At 60.6% G+C, this 21,485-nt stretch carries 19 protein-coding genes and 1 pseudogene; 10 read left to right on the top strand and 10 right to left on the bottom strand.

Annotated features, from left to right (window positions below):
• Positions 1-47: 47 nt before the first annotated feature.
• The gene (locus CRX69_RS16160; protein ID WP_107322328.1) at positions 48-1,643 is read left to right on the top strand and encodes an argininosuccinate lyase; all 1,596 of its coding nucleotides are present in this window, start codon (positions 48-50) and stop codon (positions 1,641-1,643) included.
• 3 nt (positions 1,644-1,646) lie between these two features.
• Here the strand turns inward: CRX69_RS16160 and CRX69_RS16155 are convergent, their stop codons facing one another.
• Positions 1,647-2,897 carry a cation:dicarboxylate symporter family transporter gene (locus CRX69_RS16155; protein WP_177513909.1) on the bottom strand — a complete coding sequence of 417 codons (1,251 nt, stop codon included), beginning with the start codon at positions 2,895-2,897 and terminating at the stop codon, positions 1,647-1,649.
• Between the two features lie 113 nt (positions 2,898-3,010).
• Between CRX69_RS16155 and CRX69_RS16150 the strand changes: the two genes are divergently transcribed.
• On the top strand, positions 3,011-3,934 hold the full coding sequence (locus CRX69_RS16150) for a LysR substrate-binding domain-containing protein (protein ID WP_107322327.1): 924 nt from the start codon (positions 3,011-3,013) through the stop codon (positions 3,932-3,934).
• Between the two features lie 22 nt (positions 3,935-3,956).
• Here CRX69_RS16150 and CRX69_RS16145 read toward each other — a convergent pair whose 3' ends face one another.
• From CRX69_RS16145 to CRX69_RS16135, 3 genes and pseudogenes are all read right to left on the bottom strand, one after another.
• Positions 3,957-4,934: a saccharopine dehydrogenase family protein gene (locus CRX69_RS16145; protein WP_107322326.1), complete on the bottom strand. Its 978-nt coding sequence runs from the start codon at positions 4,932-4,934 to the stop codon at positions 3,957-3,959.
• The gene (locus tag CRX69_RS16140; protein ID WP_107322325.1) at positions 4,931-5,332 is read right to left on the bottom strand and encodes a VOC family protein; all 402 of its coding nucleotides are present in this window, start codon (positions 5,330-5,332) and stop codon (positions 4,931-4,933) included. The genes CRX69_RS16145 and CRX69_RS16140 overlap by 4 nt, the downstream gene beginning before the upstream one ends.
• Before the next feature lie 16 nt (positions 5,333-5,348).
• Positions 5,349-5,429 (bottom strand): annotated as a pseudogene (locus CRX69_RS16135) (3-oxoacyl-ACP reductase); the annotation flags it as partial.
• 143 nt (positions 5,430-5,572) lie between these two features.
• Here CRX69_RS16135 and CRX69_RS16130 point away from each other — a divergent pair.
• The 3 genes from CRX69_RS16130 (at position 5,573) to CRX69_RS16120 (ending at position 9,718) form a co-directional block, all read left to right on the top strand.
• Positions 5,573-6,469, top strand: coding sequence for an AraC family transcriptional regulator (locus tag CRX69_RS16130; RefSeq protein WP_172833794.1), 897 nt, complete (start codon positions 5,573-5,575; stop codon positions 6,467-6,469).
• A gap of 111 nt (positions 6,470-6,580) precedes the next feature.
• Positions 6,581-8,347, top strand: a complete 1,767-nt coding sequence (locus CRX69_RS16125) for a S8/S53 family peptidase (protein ID WP_107322324.1) — start codon at positions 6,581-6,583, stop codon at positions 8,345-8,347.
• Between the two features lie 120 nt (positions 8,348-8,467).
• A complete protein-coding gene (locus tag CRX69_RS16120; protein WP_107322323.1) occupies positions 8,468-9,718 on the top strand; it encodes an MFS transporter in 1,251 nt (416 codons plus the stop codon).
• 30 nt (positions 9,719-9,748) lie between these two features.
• Here the strand turns inward: CRX69_RS16120 and CRX69_RS16115 are convergent, their stop codons facing one another.
• Both CRX69_RS16115 and CRX69_RS16110 read right to left on the bottom strand, forming a co-directional pair.
• Positions 9,749-10,192, bottom strand: coding sequence for an HIT family protein (locus tag CRX69_RS16115; RefSeq protein WP_076384354.1), 444 nt, complete (start codon positions 10,190-10,192; stop codon positions 9,749-9,751).
• A gap of 151 nt (positions 10,193-10,343) precedes the next feature.
• The gene (locus CRX69_RS16110; RefSeq protein WP_047225688.1) at positions 10,344-10,691 is read right to left on the bottom strand and encodes a carboxymuconolactone decarboxylase family protein; all 348 of its coding nucleotides are present in this window, start codon (positions 10,689-10,691) and stop codon (positions 10,344-10,346) included.
• A gap of 110 nt (positions 10,692-10,801) precedes the next feature.
• On the opposite strand from CRX69_RS16110, the gene CRX69_RS16105 reads away from it, so the two are divergent.
• Positions 10,802-11,707: an AraC family transcriptional regulator gene (locus CRX69_RS16105; protein WP_107322322.1), complete on the top strand. Its 906-nt coding sequence runs from the start codon at positions 10,802-10,804 to the stop codon at positions 11,705-11,707.
• A 194-nt stretch (positions 11,708-11,901) separates the two neighbouring features.
• Here the strand turns inward: CRX69_RS16105 and CRX69_RS16100 are convergent, their stop codons facing one another.
• The 3 genes from CRX69_RS16100 to CRX69_RS16090 form a co-directional block, all read right to left on the bottom strand.
• Positions 11,902-13,953: a 2Fe-2S iron-sulfur cluster-binding protein gene (locus CRX69_RS16100; RefSeq protein ID WP_107322321.1), complete on the bottom strand. Its 2,052-nt coding sequence runs from the start codon at positions 13,951-13,953 to the stop codon at positions 11,902-11,904.
• A gap of 235 nt (positions 13,954-14,188) precedes the next feature.
• Entirely contained in the window at positions 14,189-14,551 is a 363-nt protein-coding gene (locus tag CRX69_RS16095; RefSeq protein ID WP_076384348.1) for a response regulator, read from the bottom strand.
• Positions 14,548-16,350: a sensor histidine kinase gene (locus CRX69_RS16090; protein ID WP_107322320.1), complete on the bottom strand. Its 1,803-nt coding sequence runs from the start codon at positions 16,348-16,350 to the stop codon at positions 14,548-14,550. The genes CRX69_RS16095 and CRX69_RS16090 overlap by 4 nt, the downstream gene beginning before the upstream one ends.
• A gap of 390 nt (positions 16,351-16,740) precedes the next feature.
• Between CRX69_RS16090 and fnr the strand changes: the two genes are divergently transcribed.
• Both fnr and CRX69_RS16080 read left to right on the top strand, forming a co-directional pair.
• Complete coding sequence (fnr, locus tag CRX69_RS16085; RefSeq protein ID WP_047225683.1) at positions 16,741-17,493, top strand: fumarate/nitrate reduction transcriptional regulator Fnr; 753 nt, start codon at positions 16,741-16,743, stop codon at positions 17,491-17,493.
• 238 nt (positions 17,494-17,731) lie between these two features.
• Positions 17,732-18,379 (top strand): BON domain-containing protein, encoded by a 648-nt coding sequence (locus tag CRX69_RS16080; protein WP_076384342.1) that lies wholly within the window; start codon positions 17,732-17,734, stop codon positions 18,377-18,379.
• 29 nt (positions 18,380-18,408) lie between these two features.
• On the opposite strand, the gene CRX69_RS16075 is transcribed toward CRX69_RS16080, so the two are convergent.
• Positions 18,409-19,098: a phosphoribosyltransferase gene (locus CRX69_RS16075; protein WP_047225681.1), complete on the bottom strand. Its 690-nt coding sequence runs from the start codon at positions 19,096-19,098 to the stop codon at positions 18,409-18,411.
• Between the two features lie 264 nt (positions 19,099-19,362).
• Here CRX69_RS16075 and arcD point away from each other — a divergent pair, with 264 nt between their 5' ends.
• Both arcD and CRX69_RS16065 read left to right on the top strand, forming a co-directional pair.
• Positions 19,363-20,856, top strand: a complete 1,494-nt coding sequence (gene arcD, locus CRX69_RS16070; protein WP_052915282.1) for an arginine-ornithine antiporter — start codon at positions 19,363-19,365, stop codon at positions 20,854-20,856.
• 88 nt (positions 20,857-20,944) lie between these two features.
• The gene (locus CRX69_RS16065) at positions 20,945-21,481 is read left to right on the top strand and encodes an Hsp20/alpha crystallin family protein (RefSeq protein WP_047225871.1); all 537 of its coding nucleotides are present in this window, start codon (positions 20,945-20,947) and stop codon (positions 21,479-21,481) included.
• Positions 21,482-21,485 lie beyond the last annotated feature (4 nt).

The following is a 21,485-nucleotide window of genomic DNA, read 5'->3' as shown; positions in this document are numbered from 1 at the left end:
CACCGTTGCCCGAGCGGGCAACGGTTTTGCTGAACAGGATATTGATCATGACTTTGCGAAAAACACTGCTTTGCCTGGCCGTGGCGTGCGCCCTGGCCACCACCCAGCTGAGCGCACAGGCGGCAGACACTGCCGACCTGCCCTGCCGCACCACAGCCGAATGCGCGGCCGAGGCGGCGAAGATTGGCGCGACGGTCGATCGTGCTGGTGCCAAGCACAGCAAGCACGACAACCAGTTCACCTGGGTCAACCGGATCAACAAGGCGTCCATCGTCATGCTGACTGAAGAAGACATCGTCAGCCGCCAACAAGGGCAAGAGATCGCCCGCGGCGTTCAGTACGTGATTGATCAGGCCGGCAAACCCGACGGCAAGAAGCCCAGCGACGTGCTACAGATCGAGCGCATCATGATCGACAAGATCGGCCCGCAGGCCTCGCTGATTCACTCCGGCCGCAGTCGCCAGGACATGTACGCCACCTACCGTCTCGCGACCTTGCGCAGCCAACTGCTGGATTACACCGACGCAATGAATGACACTCGCGCGCAACTGCTGAAGCTGGCGAAGGACAATGTCGATACGCTGATCCCCGCCTACACCAATGGCGTGCAGGCGCAGCCGATCACCTACGCCCATTACCTGCTGGCTTATGAGGCCGCGTTCGAGCGCGACGCCCAGCGTATACGCGAGCTGTATGAGCGTCTGAATCTCAGCCCTATGGGCACGGCGGTGCTGGCCAATTCCGGCTGGCCACTCAACCGTGAACGCCTGGCCGAATTGCTCGGTTTCGATGGCGTCCGGGAAAACTCGCTGGATGCCGGACAGGTCTCGACCTATGACATTCCTATTGAGGCGGCCGGGATTGCCTCATCCTCGGCGATTCGTATCGGCGCGATGCTGGGCGACATCCATACGCAATATCATCAGATTCGGCCCTGGCTGTTGCTTGAGGAAGGCGCCACCTACACCAGCAGCGCCATGCCGCAGAAGCGCAACCCGGGCCTGATCATGCGCGCGCGGGAATCGGCCACTGATGTGGTCGGTCTTGCCCAGACCGTCACTCTGCGTGCGCACAACGTGACCACCGGCATGACCGACTACAAGTTCGCCTTCGACGCACTCGGGCTGTTCGATAATGCGCAGCAGATGTTCGTCCGCACGCGCCAGGTCCTGGATGCGCTGGTGATCAATCCGCAGCGTGCGCTGGAGGAACTGGAAGGCGAATGGACCACCTCGATGGAGCTGGCCGACACCCTGGAGCGCGAGCACAAGGTGCCCTTCCGTATCGGTCACAGTTTCGCCTCGCTGGTGGTAGGCCATGCGCGCAAGGAAGGTTTCGTGCCGGCCAACTTCCCCTACGCCGAGGCGCAGCAACTGTTCACCAAAGCGGCGCAGAAGTACAACTGGAAGACCCGCACCCTGCCGCTGACTGAGCCAGCTTTCCGGGCCACTTTGTCGCCGCAGAACATGGTCAAGACCCGCGTCGGCACGGGCGGCCCGCAACCGGCCGAAGTCAAGCGCATGCTCAAGGAAGCGAACGACGCGCTGGCCGGTGATCAGCACTGGGCCAATGGTCGCCGTGAGCGGCTGGCGAAGGCCGAGACCAGCCTGGACAATGCCTTTGGCGCACTGCTGAAGAACTGAGCCCTAGCGCTTCCCGGCCACAGCGTCGGGAAGCGTCGCCTTCCTCCCGGGCATCAGCGCCTCGCGCAGGGCCAAGCGGTCAAGCGCACCACTCCAGGCCGAGATCACCACACACGCCAGGCTGTTGCCGATCACGTTGGTCAGTGATCGGCATTTCATCAATCGCTCGACACCGAGCAGGAGCCCGAGGTTTTCCAGCGGCACCAGATTCAGGCCGGCCACCGTGGCGGCAAGCGTCAAAAAGGCAGAGCCAGCCGCGCTGGTCGAGCCCATCGAGGTCACAAGCGTCACCAACAACAGCATTACCAGAAGCGGTCCATCCAGCACTACCCCAGCGGCCTGGGCGAGAAACACCAGGGCACAGGTCAGGTAGATATTCGAGCCGGTGAGATTGAAGGTGTAGCCAGTGCTGAGCACCAGCCGCACCACCCGCTGATCGCATCCGGCCCGCTCGAGCTTTTCGATCAGCCCTGGCACCGCCGCCACCGAAGCGCCGGTAAAGGCCACCAGACAAAGTTCGGCCTTGATATAGACGATGAGACGCCATAACCCCAGGCCGGTGCACCGCGCCGTCAGGCCCAGCACCAGGGTGACAAACAACAAACAGGCGCAGTAGACAGTGCCCACGAACTTGAGCAGCGACCAAGCGGATGCTGGCCCATAGCGCCCCACCGTGAAGGCCATCGCCCCGAAGGCGGCCAGTGGCGCGAATCTGAGCACCTTGCGCAGCGCCCACAGCAGCCAGCCGACCAGCGCATCCAGCCTGCGCCGCAGCGGCTCGCCCGCATCACCGGCATAGCCAAGCCCCAGGCCGAACACCAATGCAGCCAACAACACGGGAAGAATGACGGTATGAGCCATTATCTGAGCCAGGCTGGTCATCACCGCCGAGGGCAGATCGCTGATCGGCCGCGCGATGGAAGCCGGGAGCGACTCACCGCCGACGCCAGGTGCCAGCAATATCGCCAGTGCCGCCCCGGTGATCAGCGACAGCACGGTCATCAGCAGGAAGTAAGCCAGCACGCGGCTGGCACACCGCGTCTTTTGCCCGCGCTCGCCGAAGCCCGCCACCGCAGAAGACACCAGCACGAACATTACCAGGGGTACCGCATGGCCGATCACGCCGAGAAAAACATCGCTCAGCGGCTTCATCCGCGTCGCCCATTGCGGCTGCACGACACCAAGCGATATGCCCAGGGCAATCGCGATCAGGATCAGCAGGGTATCGTTGCGGTATAGCTTGGCTAAAATCATGGGCCGTCGCGCAATATTGTTGTTTTAGTCGCTTCAGTGCCCCGTATCCTAACCGATCAAGAGCCGCAGTTGCGCCACCGGTCTGCTCCCGCCCCACCAGGACTCCCGTTTATATGGAACTTCGCCATCTCCGCTATTTCGTCATGGTCGCCGAAGAAGGGCATTTCACCCGCGCCGCCGCGCGCCTGAACATGCAACAACCCCCGCTGAGCCAACAGATCCGCGCGCTGGAAACCGAACTCGGATTCGAATTGTTCAAACGCCATCCCAAGGGCGCTGACCTGACCACCGGTGGCGCAATATTTCTGGAGGAGGCCAAGGCCATCCTGGCCCGCGTGCAGGACGGTTCGCGTCGGGCTGCAAGGGTGGCCAAGGGCGTGGAAGGCACATTAGCAATTGGTTTCACCTCATCAGCCGCGGCACACCCGCTGATCCCGCGCATCATCCGTGCCTTTCGCGAACAGTACCCGGCGGTGGCAATCACGCTCGCCGAAGGCAACGCCGGTCGCTTGACCGAACGTGCCAGCGCCGGCCAGTTGGACGTGAGCATCCTTCGTGCGCCGGTCAGCCGACCAGACGGGATCGAGTTCCATCGCCTGCTGGTGGAGGAATTATTGATGGTGTTGCCGGTGGGCCACCCCGCATTGGCCGAGCACCCCGATGCCGTAGACCTGCGGGCCATACGTGACGAGCCCTTTATCCTGGTTCGTCGGCCCGGCGCGCCGGGGATGTACGCCAATCTGTTGCGCGCCTGCGAGGCGGTCGGCTTCGAACCGCGAGTCGCTTTCGAAGTGGAAAGAATGCTGACCAATGTCAGCCTGGTTGCGGCTGGTGAGGGTGTCTCGGTCGTGCCGGCCTCGATGCGCGACATTCACCGGGAAAGTGTCGTCTACCGTCGCATCCTGGGCGCCCGCCCCCGCCTTGTCGCACCGCTGACGCTGGTCTGCCGCCAGGACAACGAATCGCCCGCATTGCGCAATTTCGTCGTGCTGGCTCGGGACCTGGCGAAGGGATATCGCAAGCAGGCCGTAGGGTGATCGTGTGGAGCGCTATAGCGCCCTATAAATCAGTGATTGTCGTCCCTGCAATCGTCTCGGCGAAACCGACACCGAACATCCGGCCCGGGGTTTCAAAGCCTGCCCGCCGCTCACCGTCCAGCACCCGCCGCGCCGCCTCCACAGCCGCCAGGGGGGTGTAGGTGTAGCCGTTGACGGTCTCGATCATTGAACGCGCTACCGTGCCGTCAGCTCCTGTGACTTCTGCCACGGCGCGGGCGCGGTTGGCCTCACGTTGTTCAACGCTTGGGCCGTCGGAAAGTTGTGACAGGTCGCCTTCGGGAAAGGCATCACCGGTGATATTCACGAACATGGCGATATTCGGGACTGCGGTGGAATGCCACCCGGTGATCAGATCACCGAAGGACAGCGGTGCGCACAGTGCCGGGCCATCGCCAAAATCGAAATGCCGGGGCTGCGCGTCGGGGGTTGCAACCAGCAATCCGTCCACCCGCGCCAAGAGCCCTGCGCCGATGATCTCGCTGACGCTCAAAGCCGATCCCCGTGACATGGAGCCTGCGACCTGCAGCGCCATCTTCAGCGACTGCGGATCCTGTACACGACGGGCGACATGCATGGCCAGGCAGTCTGTCGGCACCACGTCCCAGCCGACGCCGGGCAGCAACATGACACCCGCTTGGACGGCCTGTGCGCCAAGCTGTTCGGCCTGCCGATAGACGTTGATCTCGGCAGTGATATCCAGGTAGTCGACCCCAGCCTTGATGCAGGTCTGCATCAGGGCGGGCGCTGTCTGTGCAAAAGGCCCGGCGAAGTTCAGCAGCACGCTGATGCCTTCCAGGGATTGTGCTGCGTGTCTATCCGGGCTGAACACTCGGTACGTGACGTTCAGTTGAGCAGCCAGAGCCTGCAACCTTTCGCCATTGCGTCCGGCGATGACAAATTCCAGCCCCAACGCTTTGGCATGCTCGGCAGCCATGCGCCCGGTGTAGCCCGTCGCGCCGTAGATCATTAATTTTTTCATTGATTGTGCTGCCAGTTCTTGTAGACGAATTCGAGGCTGTAGCCATCCGGGTCAAGGACATTGGCTGCGTAGTAATCGGGGTCGTAATGCAGACGTGCGCCGGGGGCGCCGTTGTCGCGGCCGCCACTGGCCATGGCCTCCGCATACGCCGCGTTGACCTCGGCCTTGCTGCTCGCCACGAAACCGACATGCACGGCTCGCCCCTCGACCACGCCCTCGCGCAACCAGAAGAACATCCGCCCATTGGCGCCGAAGCCCTTGAGATCCGGGTGGCCTGGCGGTCCGTCCTTGCCGTCGTAATCAAGTCGCACGGTAATGCCCAGCGGGGTCAGTGTCGCGGTGTAGAAACGGATGGAACGCTCAATGTCGCTGACTGAGATAAAAATATGATCAAGCATGCGCTAGCCTCGCTATTCAGATGTTGTAGCTGCCCGCGACTTCGATCGTCTGAGCATTGATCCAGCGTCCTTCTTCGGACAGCAGCATGGCGATCACGCTCATTCGCTGCGCCACTGTCACTGAGTTGAGTCACCACAGTAACCATCGCCTTGGTAGCGAGCGCAGCCGTTCCTGCTCGAATCCTGCCTGTTTCTACTTTTTGCTTGCGTGGACGCATCCGCCTGCGTTCAGATGGCCCCATGACCAACCCACTCAATGAACTGCGCGCCCTGGCTGCTCGGGCCGAGAACCGCCGCACGGAAACGGGCATACCGCGCCTGGCCATGGTCCAGGGTGAAATCCCGGCGCATTTGCTGGCCGCCGTTTACGAACCGATGATCAATCTGATTCTGCAAGGCAGTAAGTCAATGACCATCGGCGACCGTACGCTGGACTATGACCCTGCGACCTATTTCGTCATGTCCATCGAATTGCCAGCGGTCGGCCAAGTCCATCCCGCTGCGTCCGGCGAACCTTACCTGGCGGTCAGCCTGACACTCGACCCGACGGTCCTGGCAACTTTGCTCGCCGACCTGCCAAAGCCTGTCGGCCAATACGAAAAGGATGCGGGCTTTTCGGTAGCCTCAGTCACGCCCGAGTTGATGGATGCCTGGGTCCGCATGCTGCGGTTGATGAACCGGCCTGAAGACATTGCGGCCCTTGCCCCAGTTTACGAACGAGAGATCCTCTACCGGGTGTTACAAGGCCCTCACGGCTGGATGCTGCGTGATATCGCAGCACCCGATAGCGCCATGGCTCGGGTCAGCCTCGCGATCCAGTACATTCGCCGGGAATTTGCCGAGTCCATTCGCGTGGAAGCGCTGGCACAACGGGCTGCGATGAGCGTTTCGGCCTTTCACCGTCACTTCAAAGCCGTGACCGCGCTGAGCCCTCTGCAGTACCAAAAAAGAGTGCGTTTGCTTCAGGCTCGGACACTCCTGGTCGCCCATGCCAAAAGCGTTACCAGCGCGGCATTGGAGGTCGGTTACGAAAGCGCTACACAGTTCAGTCGCGATTACGCACGAGTATTCGGACTGCCCCCAGCACGCGATGCGGCAAGAATTCAGGGTGAAATCCTCGGCGAGCAGATCAGATGAAACGGTTTTTTCCCCGGATGCTGTGAGTCAGTCACCGTTGCTGTTCGCGCTGAACGAAACAGGCCACGGGGCAGTCGGAACACCAGGCCCCTCGGCAAAGAAACCTGACTCATGTCCTTACGATCTGCTGTCCTCGCTACGTTGCTCACGTTGGCCGCCAGCACGGCGGCCGCCGCACAAGAACCGCTGCGTCTGGAACGCCTGGACCGCTGCGGTGACCTGCTGCAGAGCCAGCATCAGGACTGGTGCCTGACGGTGCATGGCTTGGATACTCAAACGCCACAACTGAAACTCGGTGAAAAAACGCTACCCGCGCTCATTGTCCAACGCGAAGGGCAAAACCTGCGCGTGCGCCTGGACAGCGCCGCCTATCAGAGCGGCCCTATTTGGCTGGAAGACGGGCAGCGCGTCAGCAATGCAGCCTGGCTGAGCCTGCGCAACAGTCACGTATTGGCCGCCGGGCCGGACGAAGTCGCCAAGAACATGGACGGCTTGAGCACCTACGTCGATCTGGTGAGCCTGTTGATCGAGGAAAATCACGATGGGCGCCAGGAAGCTGAGCGTCTCGCCCAAAAATACGGCGCCAAGGTCGTCGGCAGTATTGCTCCCCTGAACCTGTATCAGCTTCGGCTACCTGCCAAGGATCTGGTGCAGCGCGACGCGCTGGTGCTACGGATGGGCAGCGAGACCAGTGTCGATGCCGTGGTGATCGAGGAGTCGGCGGCAGAAGAGGCCGAGCAAGCCAGCGCTCACCCCGAAGAGCCGAAGAAGCCGGCCCTGGACTCCGATGAATGGGCCGCCAACCGTTTTCTCGACGCGGTGAACTACTACCAGCGGCGCATTCCTGCGCGGCAACCGCCCCCCCCGCCGCAACCGGTGCGCATTGGCCTGATCGAACGTAACGTGGATTTCGACACCGCCGATTTCGCCGACTACCTCGGCGGCTGCTCGATGCCGCGCACCTGCGTCTATGCGCGCGATGCGAGTACGCCAGACAACCACGGCACCACCGTCGCCGGCATTCTCGCCGCGCGCTGGGATGACGGTGGAAACACCGGTTTTCTCCGGGGTCTGGACAGAGCCAGCGGTGGTTTCGAAGTCATTGTCGAGCGCAACTCCGATGCCGGGATCACCGCCAACATCGCCGCCTCGGTCAATCTTGTGGAGGACGGCGTGCGGGTGCTCAACTGGAGCTGGGGCATTCACCGCGTTGGCGCGAAAAACGTCAAAGGCGATGAAGTCGACTCGCTGTTGCGCTCAGGCATCGCCATGAGCGGTTACGAGGAACTGCTGGAAGAGTTTTTCCTGTGGCTGCGCAAGGAGCATCCCGACGTGGTGGTGGTGAACTCCGCCGGCAATGGGTCTTCGTTCTCGGGCACCGATGAATACCGCCTGCCCTCGTCGTTCATCACCGAACAACTGCTGGTGGTCGGCGGGCACCAGCGCAACGAGCGCGCCGGGGTTGCCGTCGATGACCCGGGCTATGCGGTCAAGCGCAGCTCCTCGAATATCGACATGCGCGTGGACATCACCGCCGCCGCTTGCGCCCACGCCTCGACCACCAGCGCCGGCGAAAACGGCGCAGTGCATTGCGGCACATCCTATGCCACGCCCATGGTCGCGGGCTTGCTGGCGGCGATGCTGTCCATCAACCCGCAACTTCAGCCCGAGCAGCTACGCATGCTGCTCCGGCGCAGCGCCATGACCATTGGTGAAAACCACGACTTCGAACGGATGGATGGCGAGGACCTCACCGCGCCCATCCTGCCGTCGGAGCGCAGCTATCAGCTAAACGACAAGGACGTGGGGCGTTCGGCTCGATTGGACATGCAAAAAGCGCTGGACCTGGCGGAGCAGAGCCGCACGCGCGTGCGCTGAACCTGGCACTGGGTGTGGGATTAAAAAGTATTGGCAGCAGCGACATCCATAGTTTGACCCTCCTCGAAGTGAGCGATGCCTCAGGTGCATAACCTGTGAGCCCACATGGAGGAGATGGCAATGAAACCCACCCGCTTTTTTGGAAAGACCGTACTGACCTGCACATTCATCCTGGCAATGATCGGATGGGGGGTCGGTTTCTATGGGCCGCCAATCTATATGCAGGCCGTGATGGATCGCACCGGCTGGCCGGTGGCCCAGGTGTCGGCGGCCGTTACGTTGCACTTTCTCAGCGGCACCCTGGTCATCGCCAACCTGCCAAGGCTCTACGCGCGCTTCGGTGTACCGGCCGTTACCCTGCTGGGCAGCGTGGTGCTGGGGGTCGGGGTGAATATCTGGGCTCAGGCCAGCCAATTATGGGTGCTGTATGCCGGGGCCATCTGCTCGGGCATCGGTTGGGTGACATTAGGCGCCGCTGCCGTTAACACCCTGATCGCGCCCTGGTATATCAAGGAGCGGCCCAAAGCCTTGGGCAAGGCTTACAACGGCGCCAGCATGGGTGGGGTGATTTTCTCGCCGTTGTGGGTGTTGCTGATCGAGCGTTTTGGCTTTGCCACGGCGGCGCTGGTGATCAGCCTCGCAGCCGTGGTGCTGCTCGGCTGCTTCGCCTTTCTGGTGTTCAATAAAAGCCCTCAAAGCCTCGGCCAACATCCGGACAATGCCGACCAACCAGAACCGATAGCGACTGGCACGAGCGCCACACCCTGGACTGCGGCGCAAACCCTCAAATCGGCCAGTTTCCGTTCCTTGGCAGCGGGCATGTCCCTGGGGTTGTTCGCCCAAATAGGCTTGATCGCCCACCTGTATTCGATTCTGGCGGGACGCATGGGCGCCCATGACGCCTCATTCGCCATGGGCCTGGCCACCGCCAGCGCCATGGGCGGGCGTTACGTGGCCGCACGCCTGATGACCCAAGGCGTCAACCGCCGTCAACTGGCCTGCCTGGGTTATGGGATTCAGATGCTTGGAACACTGATGCTCCTGGGCCTGGATATCCATCCGGCGGTCGCCTGGGTGGCGGTGGTGTTGATCGGTTCGGGAATCGGCAACGCCACTTCATTGCCGCCGTTGATCGCCCAGACTGAGTTCAGCCGCGAACAGACCGCCAGGGTGATTGCGCTGATGGTCGCAATCAGTCAAGCCACCTATGCCTTCGCTCCAGCATTCTTCGGCCTAGTCCGTTCAGTCTTTGCCGAACCGAGCCAGGCCATCGTCGCTATCGTGATTGCCGCTGTCGTGGTGCAAGGCCTCGCGATCCTGGCGTTTTACACGGGCGTGGTCACCCGCCCTTTCAAGAAAACCGTGTACTGACTCGCTACCTACGTCAGGATCGGGCCAGCGCTAGCCCCCTGCACGGATGCGCTCGACCAGACGTGCCTGCAGCACTTTGAGCTCCTCGGGGTCGGCCTTGCCCCGCCCATGTATGCCCGCCTCCTCGCCCTCCCAGCGAGGGACGATGTGTACATGAATGTGGTAGACCGTCTGCCCGGCCGGAGCCCCGTTGAACTGCGCGATTTGCACACCATCGGGCTTCAGCTCGTCCACGATGACCCGTGTGAGCCGCTGCACGGCAGACATCATCGCGCCGAGGGCCGCAGGCTCGACATCAAGAATATTCCGGGCCTGGGACGCTTTGGGAATCACCAGGACGTGGCCGCGCGATTGAGGAAAGATATCCAGAAAAGCCAGTACATCGGCGTCTTCGTAAATCTTGTAGCACGGCGCGTCGCCACGAAGGATTAGCGCGAAGATGTTCTGCGGATCGTAATCGCCGTGCAGGCTCATGATCATTCCCTTAAGCGGTTGTCAGGACAGTTGACTGCCAGCAAGCCGGCATCGAACGATCAGAAGGTTTAGCACAATCAACTGGCTGTTTTCCATAAAACGGGCAAAAGCCCCGGTACTTTGCAGTGCCGGGGCCTGACGTTGCGTGGCGTCACGCGCGGTTTTTCAACGTGTCATAGGCTTCAAGCGAACGCAGCGAGTAGATGTACGCGGCGCCTGCATTCAGCGAGATCGCGGTTGCCAGGGCGGCGGCCACTTCCTCGCGGCTCGCCCCAGCCTTGATCGCCGAGTCCGTGTGCGCGGCGATACAGCCATCGCAGCGGGTGGTCACCGCGACGGCAATCGAAATCAGCTCGCGGGTCTTGGCATCGAGTACGTCGTTTTCGCTGGCGGCCTCCCCAAGGGCCATGTAGGCCTTGACCATTTTCGGATTGCTCTTGCCCAGCGCGCCAAAGGCTTTTTGAATGGTGGGCAACATTTCAGACCAGTTATTGAACATGGCATTAACTCCTGAGTGGGTTGGGTGTACTGTTTCGACGCCCTCAGTTTTTCACTCCGGCGCGGGTCGATTTTGTTCAATCCGCTCAGTTTTTTTGGCGATGCTCTCAAATGAATGCGATCGATCGACTCATCAGCCTGGCCAATGTGCGCGGCAGTCTGGATCTACGCTGTCAGTTCCAGGGTGACTGGGCTCTGGATCATGAACAGCAAGCCCTGGGCAGAGCGCCCTATCACATCGTGTTGGCGGGAGAGTGCCGGGTGGAGTTTCCCGATGGGCAGCGTTTGCCCATGCGCGCAGGTGACATCCTGCTTCTGCCCCGTGGTGCGCGACACCTGATGCACAGCCCTGGGAAAACAGTGGCGCCAACTTCACCGAAACTCGTCACAGGTGGCGCGCTGCCGGTCCATCGTATTGGCAACGCCAGTGCAGAACTGGACATGCTGTGTGGCGACTTTCACTTCAATCGGGCCTCACTGCTGTTTGCCTCCCTGCCCGAATACCTGGTCATCCCCAGCGGCGCGTTGTCGGCCAACGGTCCGCTACCCGCGCTGGTGGAAGTCATTCGTGCGGAAGCCGATGAGGCCAAGGTCGGTGCCCGTTTTCTGCTCGATGCGCTTTCCCAGGCATTGTTCACGCTTATTCTGCGTGCGCATCTGGCAAATCACGGCCAGGACAGCGGCTCGCTGGCGCTGTTGGGCGATAAACGTCTGGGCCGAGCCTGGCAGGCGATGCTCGCAGATCCGGCCTACGAGTGGACGATCCAGGGCCTGGCGGACCTCGCGAACATGTCCCGCGCGAACTTCATGCGAACCTTCGTTCGCGTGGCCGGGGTATCGCCTTGGGTGTTGTTGACGCAAATACGCATGGAGTTGGCGTTCAGTCTGCTCAGCCATTCACATTTGGGCTTGAGCGATATTGCCGTGCAGGTCGGTTACCAATCCCAGGCGGCGTTCAGCAAGAAGTTCAAGGAGATTTATGGGCAAGCACCAGGAAAAGTGCGACGTACGATCTAGCCTGTGGCAAGGGCGCTGGGCTGGGCGATTGGAGCCAGAGATTCGATCGTTCCCACGCTCCTGCGTGGGAATGTCGCCAGGGACGCTCCGCGTTCCGCTTCTGGAAGGTGACGCAGAGCGTCACGGGATGCATTCCCACGCAGAGCGTGGGAACGATCAAAAAGCTGCTCTTTTGGCGAGGGTGTAGCACCTGCTCAAACGTCCAGAACCACGGTCTCACTCCCCTGTGCCGGTACTGCGCAACAGATCAGTACCTCATCTTCGGCAACCGGCTCGGCCGGACTGTTCAGATAATGCACCTGCCCCTGGCTTAGCCGGGTTTTACAGGTGCCGCACGAACCGCCGCGGCAGCTGAACTCAGGGCTCAGGCCCCGGGCTTCGGCAAGCTCCAGCAGGGTCCCGCTGCCCGGTTCCCAGCGGGCCTCCTTGCCGGAGCTGGCGAACAGGATCTTCACCGACTCGCTCGATGCAGGCACTTGCGGGGCCGCTGGCACGCTGACTTCGGCGTCGCGTACCAGTGTGGATGGGCCGAAGGTTTCGGCATGAATGCGATCGTCTGGAATGCGCAATTTGCGCAACCCGTCATACAGCGACTGGGTGAAGCTGCCGGGCCCGCACAGGTAGTAGTCGTAGTCATCGAGCGCCAGCAGTTGCTTGAGCAGTTCCACATCGATCCTGCCCGTCGCGTCGTAGCCTTGCCCCACACCTTCCGTAGGCGGCTGGCTGACCAGGCGCAGTACCTTTACCTTGCCTGCGGCACGCTTGACCAGCTCATCGATTTCCTCGCGAAATGCCAGGTCGGCAACCGTGCGCGCGCTTTGCACCAACCAGACCGGACGCATCCGACTCATGCGCAGGCCCTGATAAACCACCTCGCGCAACATCGACAACAGCGGCGTCACACCCACGCCCGCCGCCAGCAGCACCAAGGGCCGCCGCTCAGCGGCCTGAACGGTGAAATGCCCTTGGGGCGCTCGCGCCTCGATCTGCTGCGCCACCTCAATCCGGTCATGCAGATGCGAGGAGACCAAGCCCTCGCGCTTGACGCTAATGCGCAGGAAATCATCCGACGGTGCGCTGGACACGCTGTAGGTACGAATCGAGGGTGTTTTCTGCCCCTCCAGCGAAATCCGCACGGGCAAGTGCTGGCCAGCGTCAAACCGGGGCACGCCCGCTCCGTCGGCTGCTTGCAGGTAGAAGGAGCGAATGTTGTGGCTCTCATCCACCACACGAACCACGCGCAATGGGCGCCATTGGGTCCGCAGGGCTTCGGCCTGCAAGCGCTCGGCGGCCTGCTCCCAACTGCCAGTCATCAATGAATTGGGCGAGTCACCCGCGCTCTGGTCCTTCCAGCGCAACGGGATCGCGGCCTGGCGGTAAACCACGCGCTGCGGCTTGAAGCGCAGCAGCCGCTCGGCGCCCTGGAACGCGGCAATTTCGGGATCGTCCAGCAATACTTGGGCGGAACCGGTCATTTGCAGAAGATCGCCGGTCTTGAAATCGACGAAGATCAGGCCTGCGCGGGGATTGAGCAGGATGTTGCCCAGGGTGTTGAAGAACAGATTTCCGGAGAAGTCCGGGATGGTCAGCGTGCCGTCCTCGTCCATGCGCACAAAACCTGGCTTGCCGCCGCGGTGGGACGCATCGACCTGCCGTTCGCCGTCGCGCTCCACATAGGTGGCGATGTAGAACGAATCAGCCGCCGTGATCAGGCGACGAGCCAATGGGTCCGTTGCCACCAGGTGCCGAACGTCACCGGCCTGTTCGCGGACAAAGGAATATTGGCGCAGGTTGATATAGCGAGGGCAATTGCCATAGGCCTGGCTGACGGAAATCTCCAGCCCGTGATCGAGCAAACGGCGAATGTTGCCGTTCATGCGATTGCGCCGACGGGTGTGCAACTCGATACCCAGCATGCCGATGGCAGCCCCCTCGCCCATGCCCTCCTGGGCCGGATCGCTGGGTTGTGGCTTGAGATTGATCTGCAAGGTTTGCGGATCAGGTGAGCTCATGAAACCGGGTTTGCCGGTGCGCAAGGTCGCCCACACGTCACCTTGCCGATCCACGGCGCCCAATACCACGAAAGGCAACTGTGCGTAGAACTCCCGGTGCTGGTCCGGCATCCAGTTGCGCGCCAATTGTCGCTGGCCGACGCTGGTCATCATGTCGACCGCACCGACCGAGCGTTGCAAGGTCAGTTCGCCTTCATGCCAGGGTGAGGATTGTGGTTTCGCGGCTTCGTCCATCAGCTACTCCTCGCGCCCGCAGCCTTGCAGGCTGCGTTAAGACGCTACGGTCAGGGGGACTGCGCTACGCCTCTTGCCGAGGGTGCATTGCAGGTGGGGTTATCTTCTTCCCAAAGGGATTGGGGAGGAATACGCACGAACTGCAATCCACTGTTTCATAAACTGGAATGAACACGTCCAGGGCGCCTGCGGGGAATCACCAGGGCCGGACAGCGTGCCCGCTCATCGCTGAAGGTCAGCGCCCCAGCGCAAGAGCGATTTTCAGTTGCAACTCGTTTTCGGAGAATGGCTTGTGCAACACAGGACGATGGGCGAACTCATTCGGCAGCCCGCTGGCACCGTATCCGGTGCTGAATAAAAACGGAATCTGGCGCGCCTGGAGAATTTCGGCAACCGGAAAAACCCGCTCGCCGGCCAGGTTGACATCGAGAATGGCCAGGTCAATTGCCACCCGGTTCGCCACTTCGCACGCCGTAGCGAGCCGTGCCACTGACGCCACCACCACGCATTCGAGCTCTTCCAGCATTTGCTCGACCAGCATGGCGATGGTGCCTTCGTCCTCAACCAGCAGCACCCTGACTCCGGGGAACGAACTCATGGGCTGGACGCCCGGATCAGAAACGAGATTCGGCAGCAAACGCCCTTCGGGTCGAAGGTCAGATCAAATGTCCCGCCCAAATCGCGCTCGATGCAGCGCTTCATCAAACGCGAACCCAACCCTTCCCGCTTGGGTTGGGCCACCCGTGGCCCGCCCTGCTCGCGCCAGTCCAGGGTCAGTAGCATTCCATCGGATTGTGGTTGCACAACCCACTTCACTGAAAGCGTGCCCGTCTCTACTGACATCGCGCCGTATTTCAGTGCATTGATCGCCAGTTCATTGAGGGTCATGGTGAGGTTGAGCGCAACGCGGGTGCCGACATCGACAGGGTCGCCCTCAACCACGATTCGACTGGGTTCCTGGCCAAATATCGGCATCAGCACTTCATGGGCAAGGGACCCCAGGGGGGTATGGCCCCAATGGCGCCGGGTCAACAGATCGTGTGCCCGGGACAACGCAAGCAGCCTGGCTTCGAAACGCCTGTAACCGTCGTTCGCATCCTCGGCATTGCGCGCCGTTTGTGCCGCCAGGGATTGCACGGTGGCCAGGGTGTTCTTGACCCGATGATTGAGTTCGTCGATCAGGGTCTTCTGCCGGTTCTGCGCCTGATTTCGCTCGGTGATGTCCACCAGCATGTTGATAGCGCCCACCAGGTTGCCATCGGCGTCATGCAGCGGTGTGGGATACGGCGCAAACGGCACACGAGTGCCATCCGGCCGTTCGGCAATGGCCTCGACACCACGTATCGGGCGGTTTTCCTTCAAGGCCACCGCCATCGGGCACTGGTCGTGGGGAAGCGCGCTTCCATCGGTATTGAATATTTTCCAGGTCACGCACCACATGTCCCCCAACTGTGGGGTTCGGCCAGACAATTCGACAGCCGCCCGATTGAAGAAGGTGATGCGCCCTTGTGCATCGGTTGTATAAACCGCAGCGGGCAGAGCCTCGAGAAGATTGCGCATATGCCGTTCGCTTTCGCGAATCTGGCTTTCCATTTGCTGGGCGAGCGTGACGTCGATGGTGAAACAGCGTGTGTGAAAGAGCTTACCGTCCTCGAAACGCCCATTGGAGGTAATCGCTACATGCCGGATCGTGCCGTCTTTGGCCCTCAACCGCGCCGGGTAGCTGTCCAGGCTTTCGCCGCTGCCCAGTTTATTGAGGATGTCACCAATAACGGGCTCATCCACATGAAACTCCGTAATGTGGCGGCCGATATATTCGTCAGCCGTATAGCCCAGCATGTTCAGCTCGGCCTTGTTCGCACGCTGGATGATGCCCGCGTTGCTGACAATGTGAAGCCCCACCGCGCTGTTTTCAAAAAAATCCTCGAGGTCGGCACTCTTGCGACGAAGCTCTTCGGCCATCGCATGACGCGCCGAGACATCCTGAAAACAGTTGATCGCCCCTTGAATGGCCCCGCGCCGATCCCTGAGGGCCCGGATGTTCACCAGCGCCATAAGCCGCGTTCCATCCGAACGCTCAATGATCACTTCCTGATTGCGTGTCGCAGCGCCGGTAATAAGCACCGAAGCCATGGGGCAGTCTTCGAAAGCCAGCGGCGTGCCATCCGGTAAAAAAAGCCGGTGCGAGCCGCAGAAGCGGTCACCGTTTTTCCCGATAATGGGCGTCCTGCCCCATAGCTCGGCCGCTTCACTGTTGTACCTGACGAGCCAACCCTCGTGATCACAGAGGTATACCGCCCCCGGTATGGCGTCGAGCGCGCTCGCGCCCAGGGTGAGCAGGCTCTGGTACTCGCTCGGAGCGCAAACCTCCACGGCAAGCTCTTCAATGTTCGACATCTGGTAATCCTCAATCCGCCTGGCTGAAACGCCCACGCTCTCCATCGCCCCCGGTTTATGGCCGGAGTCGGTGATTCCAGCTCGGATAATCCTTCTGAATGCGGGTTCGGATATGTTTCATAGAGCCGTTATGTTGGAGGTCTAGATCCCTATTCACCGCGCTAGTTCATGAAAGTTCAACAGGTTCGGTGTTTGAACCTGGACAGGGATCTTTTCTAGCGCGCTAAAGAGCAGCAATTGAGTGTAGTCGGCCTCGTGTTTGTCGAACCATTCGCTTCAGGACCTGTGCTTGCAGATTGAAACATGACAGCCGGTCTATCTATATACGACAAAGAACAGGCGCAACGGATTTGATCTTCTATGATTGCTCCAGCAAAGGAGTTTATTCCGATGAGCGAATCAGAAGCACGACTTCTGCGCGTGCATTCCCTTAAAACCGCTTGCTCCAACTGCAGCGTGCTTGAGCTGTGCCTGCCTATCGGGCTGACGGGCGGCGAAGTCGAGCGTCTGGACACCTTGATCTCCCAGCGAGTCAAGGTCAAAAAAGGCACGGCGCTGTACCGCACCGGCGATCCGCTGCGCTCGTTGTATGCAGTGCGGCTGGGTTTCTTCAAGACCAGCGTATTGTCGATAGACGGTCGCGAGCAAATCACCGGTTTCCAGATGCAAGGCGAAATGCTCGGTCTGGACGCCATCAGCACCGATCATTACGCCTGCAATGCAATAGCGCTGGAAGACAGCGAAGTTTGCCCGATTCCTTTCAGCAACCTGGAAAAACTTGCCCACGATTTGCCCTCTTTACAGCACAACCTCAACAAGCTCCTGAGCCAGGAGATCGTGCGCGACCACAGCATGCTGCTGTTGCTTGGCAACATGAATGCCGATGAACGTCTTGCGGCGTTTCTGCTGAACCTGTCTCAGCGACTTAACATGCGCGGTTACTCCTCCAGGGAATTCGTCTTGCGCATGAGCCGCGAGGCTATCGGCTCTTATCTGGGCCTGCGGCTGGAAACGATCTGCCGGGGTATCGCGCACCTGCGAGAAGAGGAACTGGTAGAAATGCATGGACGCAACGTCACCATCCTGGACCTGCCCGGCCTCAAGCAAAAAGTGGCTGGTTGCCATCGTCATTCAGAGCGGTGAAACCCTCTCGAGGCGCTTGCATCACTGATCACCTGCCCGTCGCCTGATCGCCCGCCCCGCTGACACGGTCGACCGCCCTGCTGACTTTCATCAAATCACAGGCTGTTGCCCCGACAGCGCGTTGACCCACTTACACCCTTGTTGATTTAGCTCAATGTGTCGGCATCACCCAGGCGTAGAAAAAGCAGACCGGGCCCTGATAGCCCCGCCCGCTTCGCATTACCTGGAGGACGCCACGATGAGCGACTTGACCCTGCGCAAGACCATTCTGGAAGAACTGGAATTCCAACCCGACCTCAATGCAGCCCATATTGGCGTGGCCGTGGACAATGGCGTCGTCACCCTTTCCGGTCATGTCGGCAGTTATGCAGAAAAGATCAGCGCCGAACGCGCCGTCAAAAGCATCGAGGGCGTGCGCGCCGTAGCTGAGGAAATCCAGGTCCGATTGAATAAAAACGCCGGCACCGCAGACGACACCATTGCCAATCGCGCCTTGAAGATCATCAACTGGAGCTGCGACGTTCCTGAAGGCGACATAAAAGTCATCGTGCAGAACGGCTGGGTCAGCCTGGAAGGCGAAGTGGAATGGCAATACCAGAAAGAAAGCGTGGAGCGGTCCGTGTTCAAGCTGTCCGGCGTGGTGGGCGTGAACAATCGGCTAACCCTGCGCCCTCGAGTGGACGCGGGCAACATCCAGCGTCGTATCGAAGAGGCCCTTAAACGCAATGCCGAAGTGGATGCCAAGGCAATTCACGTCAAGGTCGATGGGGATGTGGTGAGGCTCGAAGGCAAAGTCCATTTATGGCGCCAGCGTAAAATCGCGGAACGGGCGGCCTGGTCGGTGCCGGGGGTCAGAGAGGTGGACGATCACCTGTTGCTTGTCTGAGTCGCAGGCCCGTTCGCAGTCCCGCCGCTCTACCCCTGAGACGCGGCGGTCGACTCCCGTTGCCAGGCCCGCTGCAGCAAATCGATGACGATTTCATCGGATGTCTGAGGGAAGTCCTTGTACCAATAGCCTATGGAAACCAGCCAGTCAGGAATAAGCGGACAAATCACCTCATCCACTTCGCTGCGTAGCGCCTCCACTGTTTCAAGCGGCCCAACCGGCACGGCGACCACAACGCGCGAAGGCCCTTGCGTGCGGACCGCGTGGATCGCTGCCATCATCGAGGCCCCCGTCGCCAGACCGTCATCAATCAGGATGACCACCTGGTCCTTGAGTTGTACAGGCTCACGAGTGCCTCGATACGCCTGCTCACGACGCAACAGCTCCCGGGTTTCCCGGGCAACCACGGCGTCGAAACTGGGCTGATCAATCGGATGGGCACGAAGAGCGTCGTCATTGAGGATCTGTATGCCACCACTGGCAATGGCGCCCATCGCGAACTCAGGGTTGGACGGCACACCCAGTTTGCGAACCAGCATCAGATCAAGGCGCACGTGCAGAGCGGTGACCACTTCATAAGCCACTGGAACTCCGCCACGGGGCAAGGCCAGGACGATGACATCGGGTCGATGGGCGTATTTGAACAAATGTTCCACCAGCCCTTGCCCCGCTGCGCTGCGGTCCTTCCACACTGTTTGCATTGAGGGACTCTGACTCATTGGAAAACCTCCACAGGCTGTTGCGCCCCGTCGTTCAGCGTCAATCCAGCGTCCTCTGATAGAGCGGCCTCGGCGTTGATTTATGTCAATTTCCCTGCAAGGCAGCTCGGCCCTTTTCCTATGAAATTCACGCATGCACGCCCTGCATAACCTCTGATCTAAATCAATGCTCCCCAGCCTCTTCACGCAGAGATTAATAACCCGCGCTAGAACCTTCGCTTCGGCGAAGGTCGTCGACCCCTTCGTCTCGTGGAGGCTTCAATCATGGCAACGCACCTGCAAGGCACTGAGCCGGTCATCCCGGCCGTCAAACCTCATCCTTTGGCCGGCAGTTTGCGAAAGGTCGAACCCAAACGCCTGTCATTGAGCCTGCTGGTTGCGCTGGTGGTGGGTTCGATGATCGGCAGCGGCATTTTCAGCCTGCCCCAGAACATGGCCTCCAGCGCGGGTGCCGGGGCTATCCTGATCGGCTGGCTGATCACTGGCGTGGGTATGCTGTCACTGGCCCTGGTCTATCAGACCCTCTCCAACCGTCAACCGGAACTCGATAATGGCGTGTTCGCCTACGCTCGTGCGCTTGGGGGTGAGTTCCTGGGCTTCAATTCGGCGTGGGGCTACTGGATCAGTGCGTGGATTGGCAACGTCAGTTATCTGGTGATTCTGTTCGCGGCACTCAGTTACTTTTTTCCCTTGTTCGGCGAAGGCAATAACAAGGCCGCGATTGCCGGTGCGTCGGTGGTGCTGTGGTCGTTGCATTGGATGATCCTGCGCGGGATGCGCACAGCGGCCAAGGCCAACGCCCTGACCACCGTGGCCAAAGTCGTGCCCTTGCTGCTGTTCATCGGCCTGGTGATCGCCGGATTTTCCAAAGACACCTTCATGGTCGACTTTTGGGGCACGCCGGCATTGGGTAGTACCCTGGATCAGGTCAAGAGCACCATGCTGGTGACGGTCTGGGTCTTTATCGGCATTGAAGGTGCCAACGTGTTTTCCGCCCGTGCCGCCGACCGGGCGGATGTGGGCAGGGCCACGGTGATCGGTTTCGTCCTGACATTGCTGCTGCTGATTGCCGTGTCGCTCCTGTCTCTGGGGATCCTCAGACAACCTGAACTGGCTGCCCTGAAGAACCCATCCATGGCGGGTGTTCTGGAGGCGGTGGCCGGTCCTTGGGGTGCGGTGTTGATCAGTATCGGCCTGATTGTGTCGGTCGGTGGTGCGCTGCTGGCCTGGACCCTGCTGGCAGCGGAATCGGTGTTCACGCCGGCCAGGGAAAAGGTCATGCCCCGCGCGCTGGCCTCGGAAAACCAGCACGGCGCGCCGGCCAACGCGCTGTGGATCACCAACGGCTGCATTCAGCTGTTCCTGTTGTTGACGCTGTATTCGAGCGCCAGCTACCTGGCCCTGATCTCGCTCGCCACCTCGATGATCCTGCTGCCTTATCTGTTCAGCGGCCTGTACGCGCTGAAGATGACCTGGCAAGGCCAGACCTACGCCGGGCACCGCGCCCTGCAATTGCGCGACATGGCCATCGCCTTGGTCGCCACCACCTATTGCATTTGGCTGCTCTACGCCGCTGGCCCTCGCTACATGCTGCTCAGCGCCCTGCTCTATGCCCCCGGTTCGCTGATTTACCTCAGCGCGCAACGGGCCAGGACCGGGCATGCGCTCAATGGTTTCGGCTGGGGGTTGCTGCTGGTGATCTGGGTGGCGGCGATTTTCGCCGGCTGGATGCTCTGGTCCGGCCAGCTCTCGTTGTAAGGCTTGCAAGCGTGCATTGACCCGTCCGGAACCGGTCCCTGGCAATGATGCCAAGTCCCGCCCGGACATCACCAAAGAGGAAAATCAAATGTCCAATTCAGTGAAAAAAATGCCGGTCGATACCCAAGACAACACTCAACATCCGGCCAAGAATGACCTTTGGCATCCACTGGAAAAGCTCCGTCAGCAGGTGGATCACCTGTTCGATGACTTCAACCGGGGTACAGGTCTTTCTCCTTTCAGTCGCGGACTGTTCGATGTCGAGCCATTCTGGCGCAGGGAGTTCTCCACGAGCCTGCCGGCCGTGGACATCAGCGAGAAGGAAAAGAGCTTTGAAATCACAGCCGAATTGCCCGGCATGGATCAGAAAGACATCGAAATCCGGCTCGCCAATGGCAACCTGATCATCAAGGGCGAGAAGAAAGAAGCCAAGGAAGAAAAGAAAAAAGGTTATCACCTGTCCGAACGCCATTACGGCTCCTTCGAACGGGTTTTCAACCTGCCAAAAGGCATCGATAGCGACAAGATCGAAGCTCAGTTCAGCAAAGGCGTGCTGACCCTGACGCTGCCTAAAAAACCGGAAGCGCTGAAAGCGGAAAAAGTCGTGCCGATCAAGGCTGACTGACGCT

This window comes from Pseudomonas rhizophila (assembly GCF_003033885.1).
Taxonomy (GTDB): domain Bacteria; phylum Pseudomonadota; class Gammaproteobacteria; order Pseudomonadales; family Pseudomonadaceae; genus Aquipseudomonas; species Aquipseudomonas rhizophila.
The sequence above is the reverse complement of the archived record's forward strand: the minus strand, read 5'-3'. Positions and strand labels throughout refer to the sequence as shown.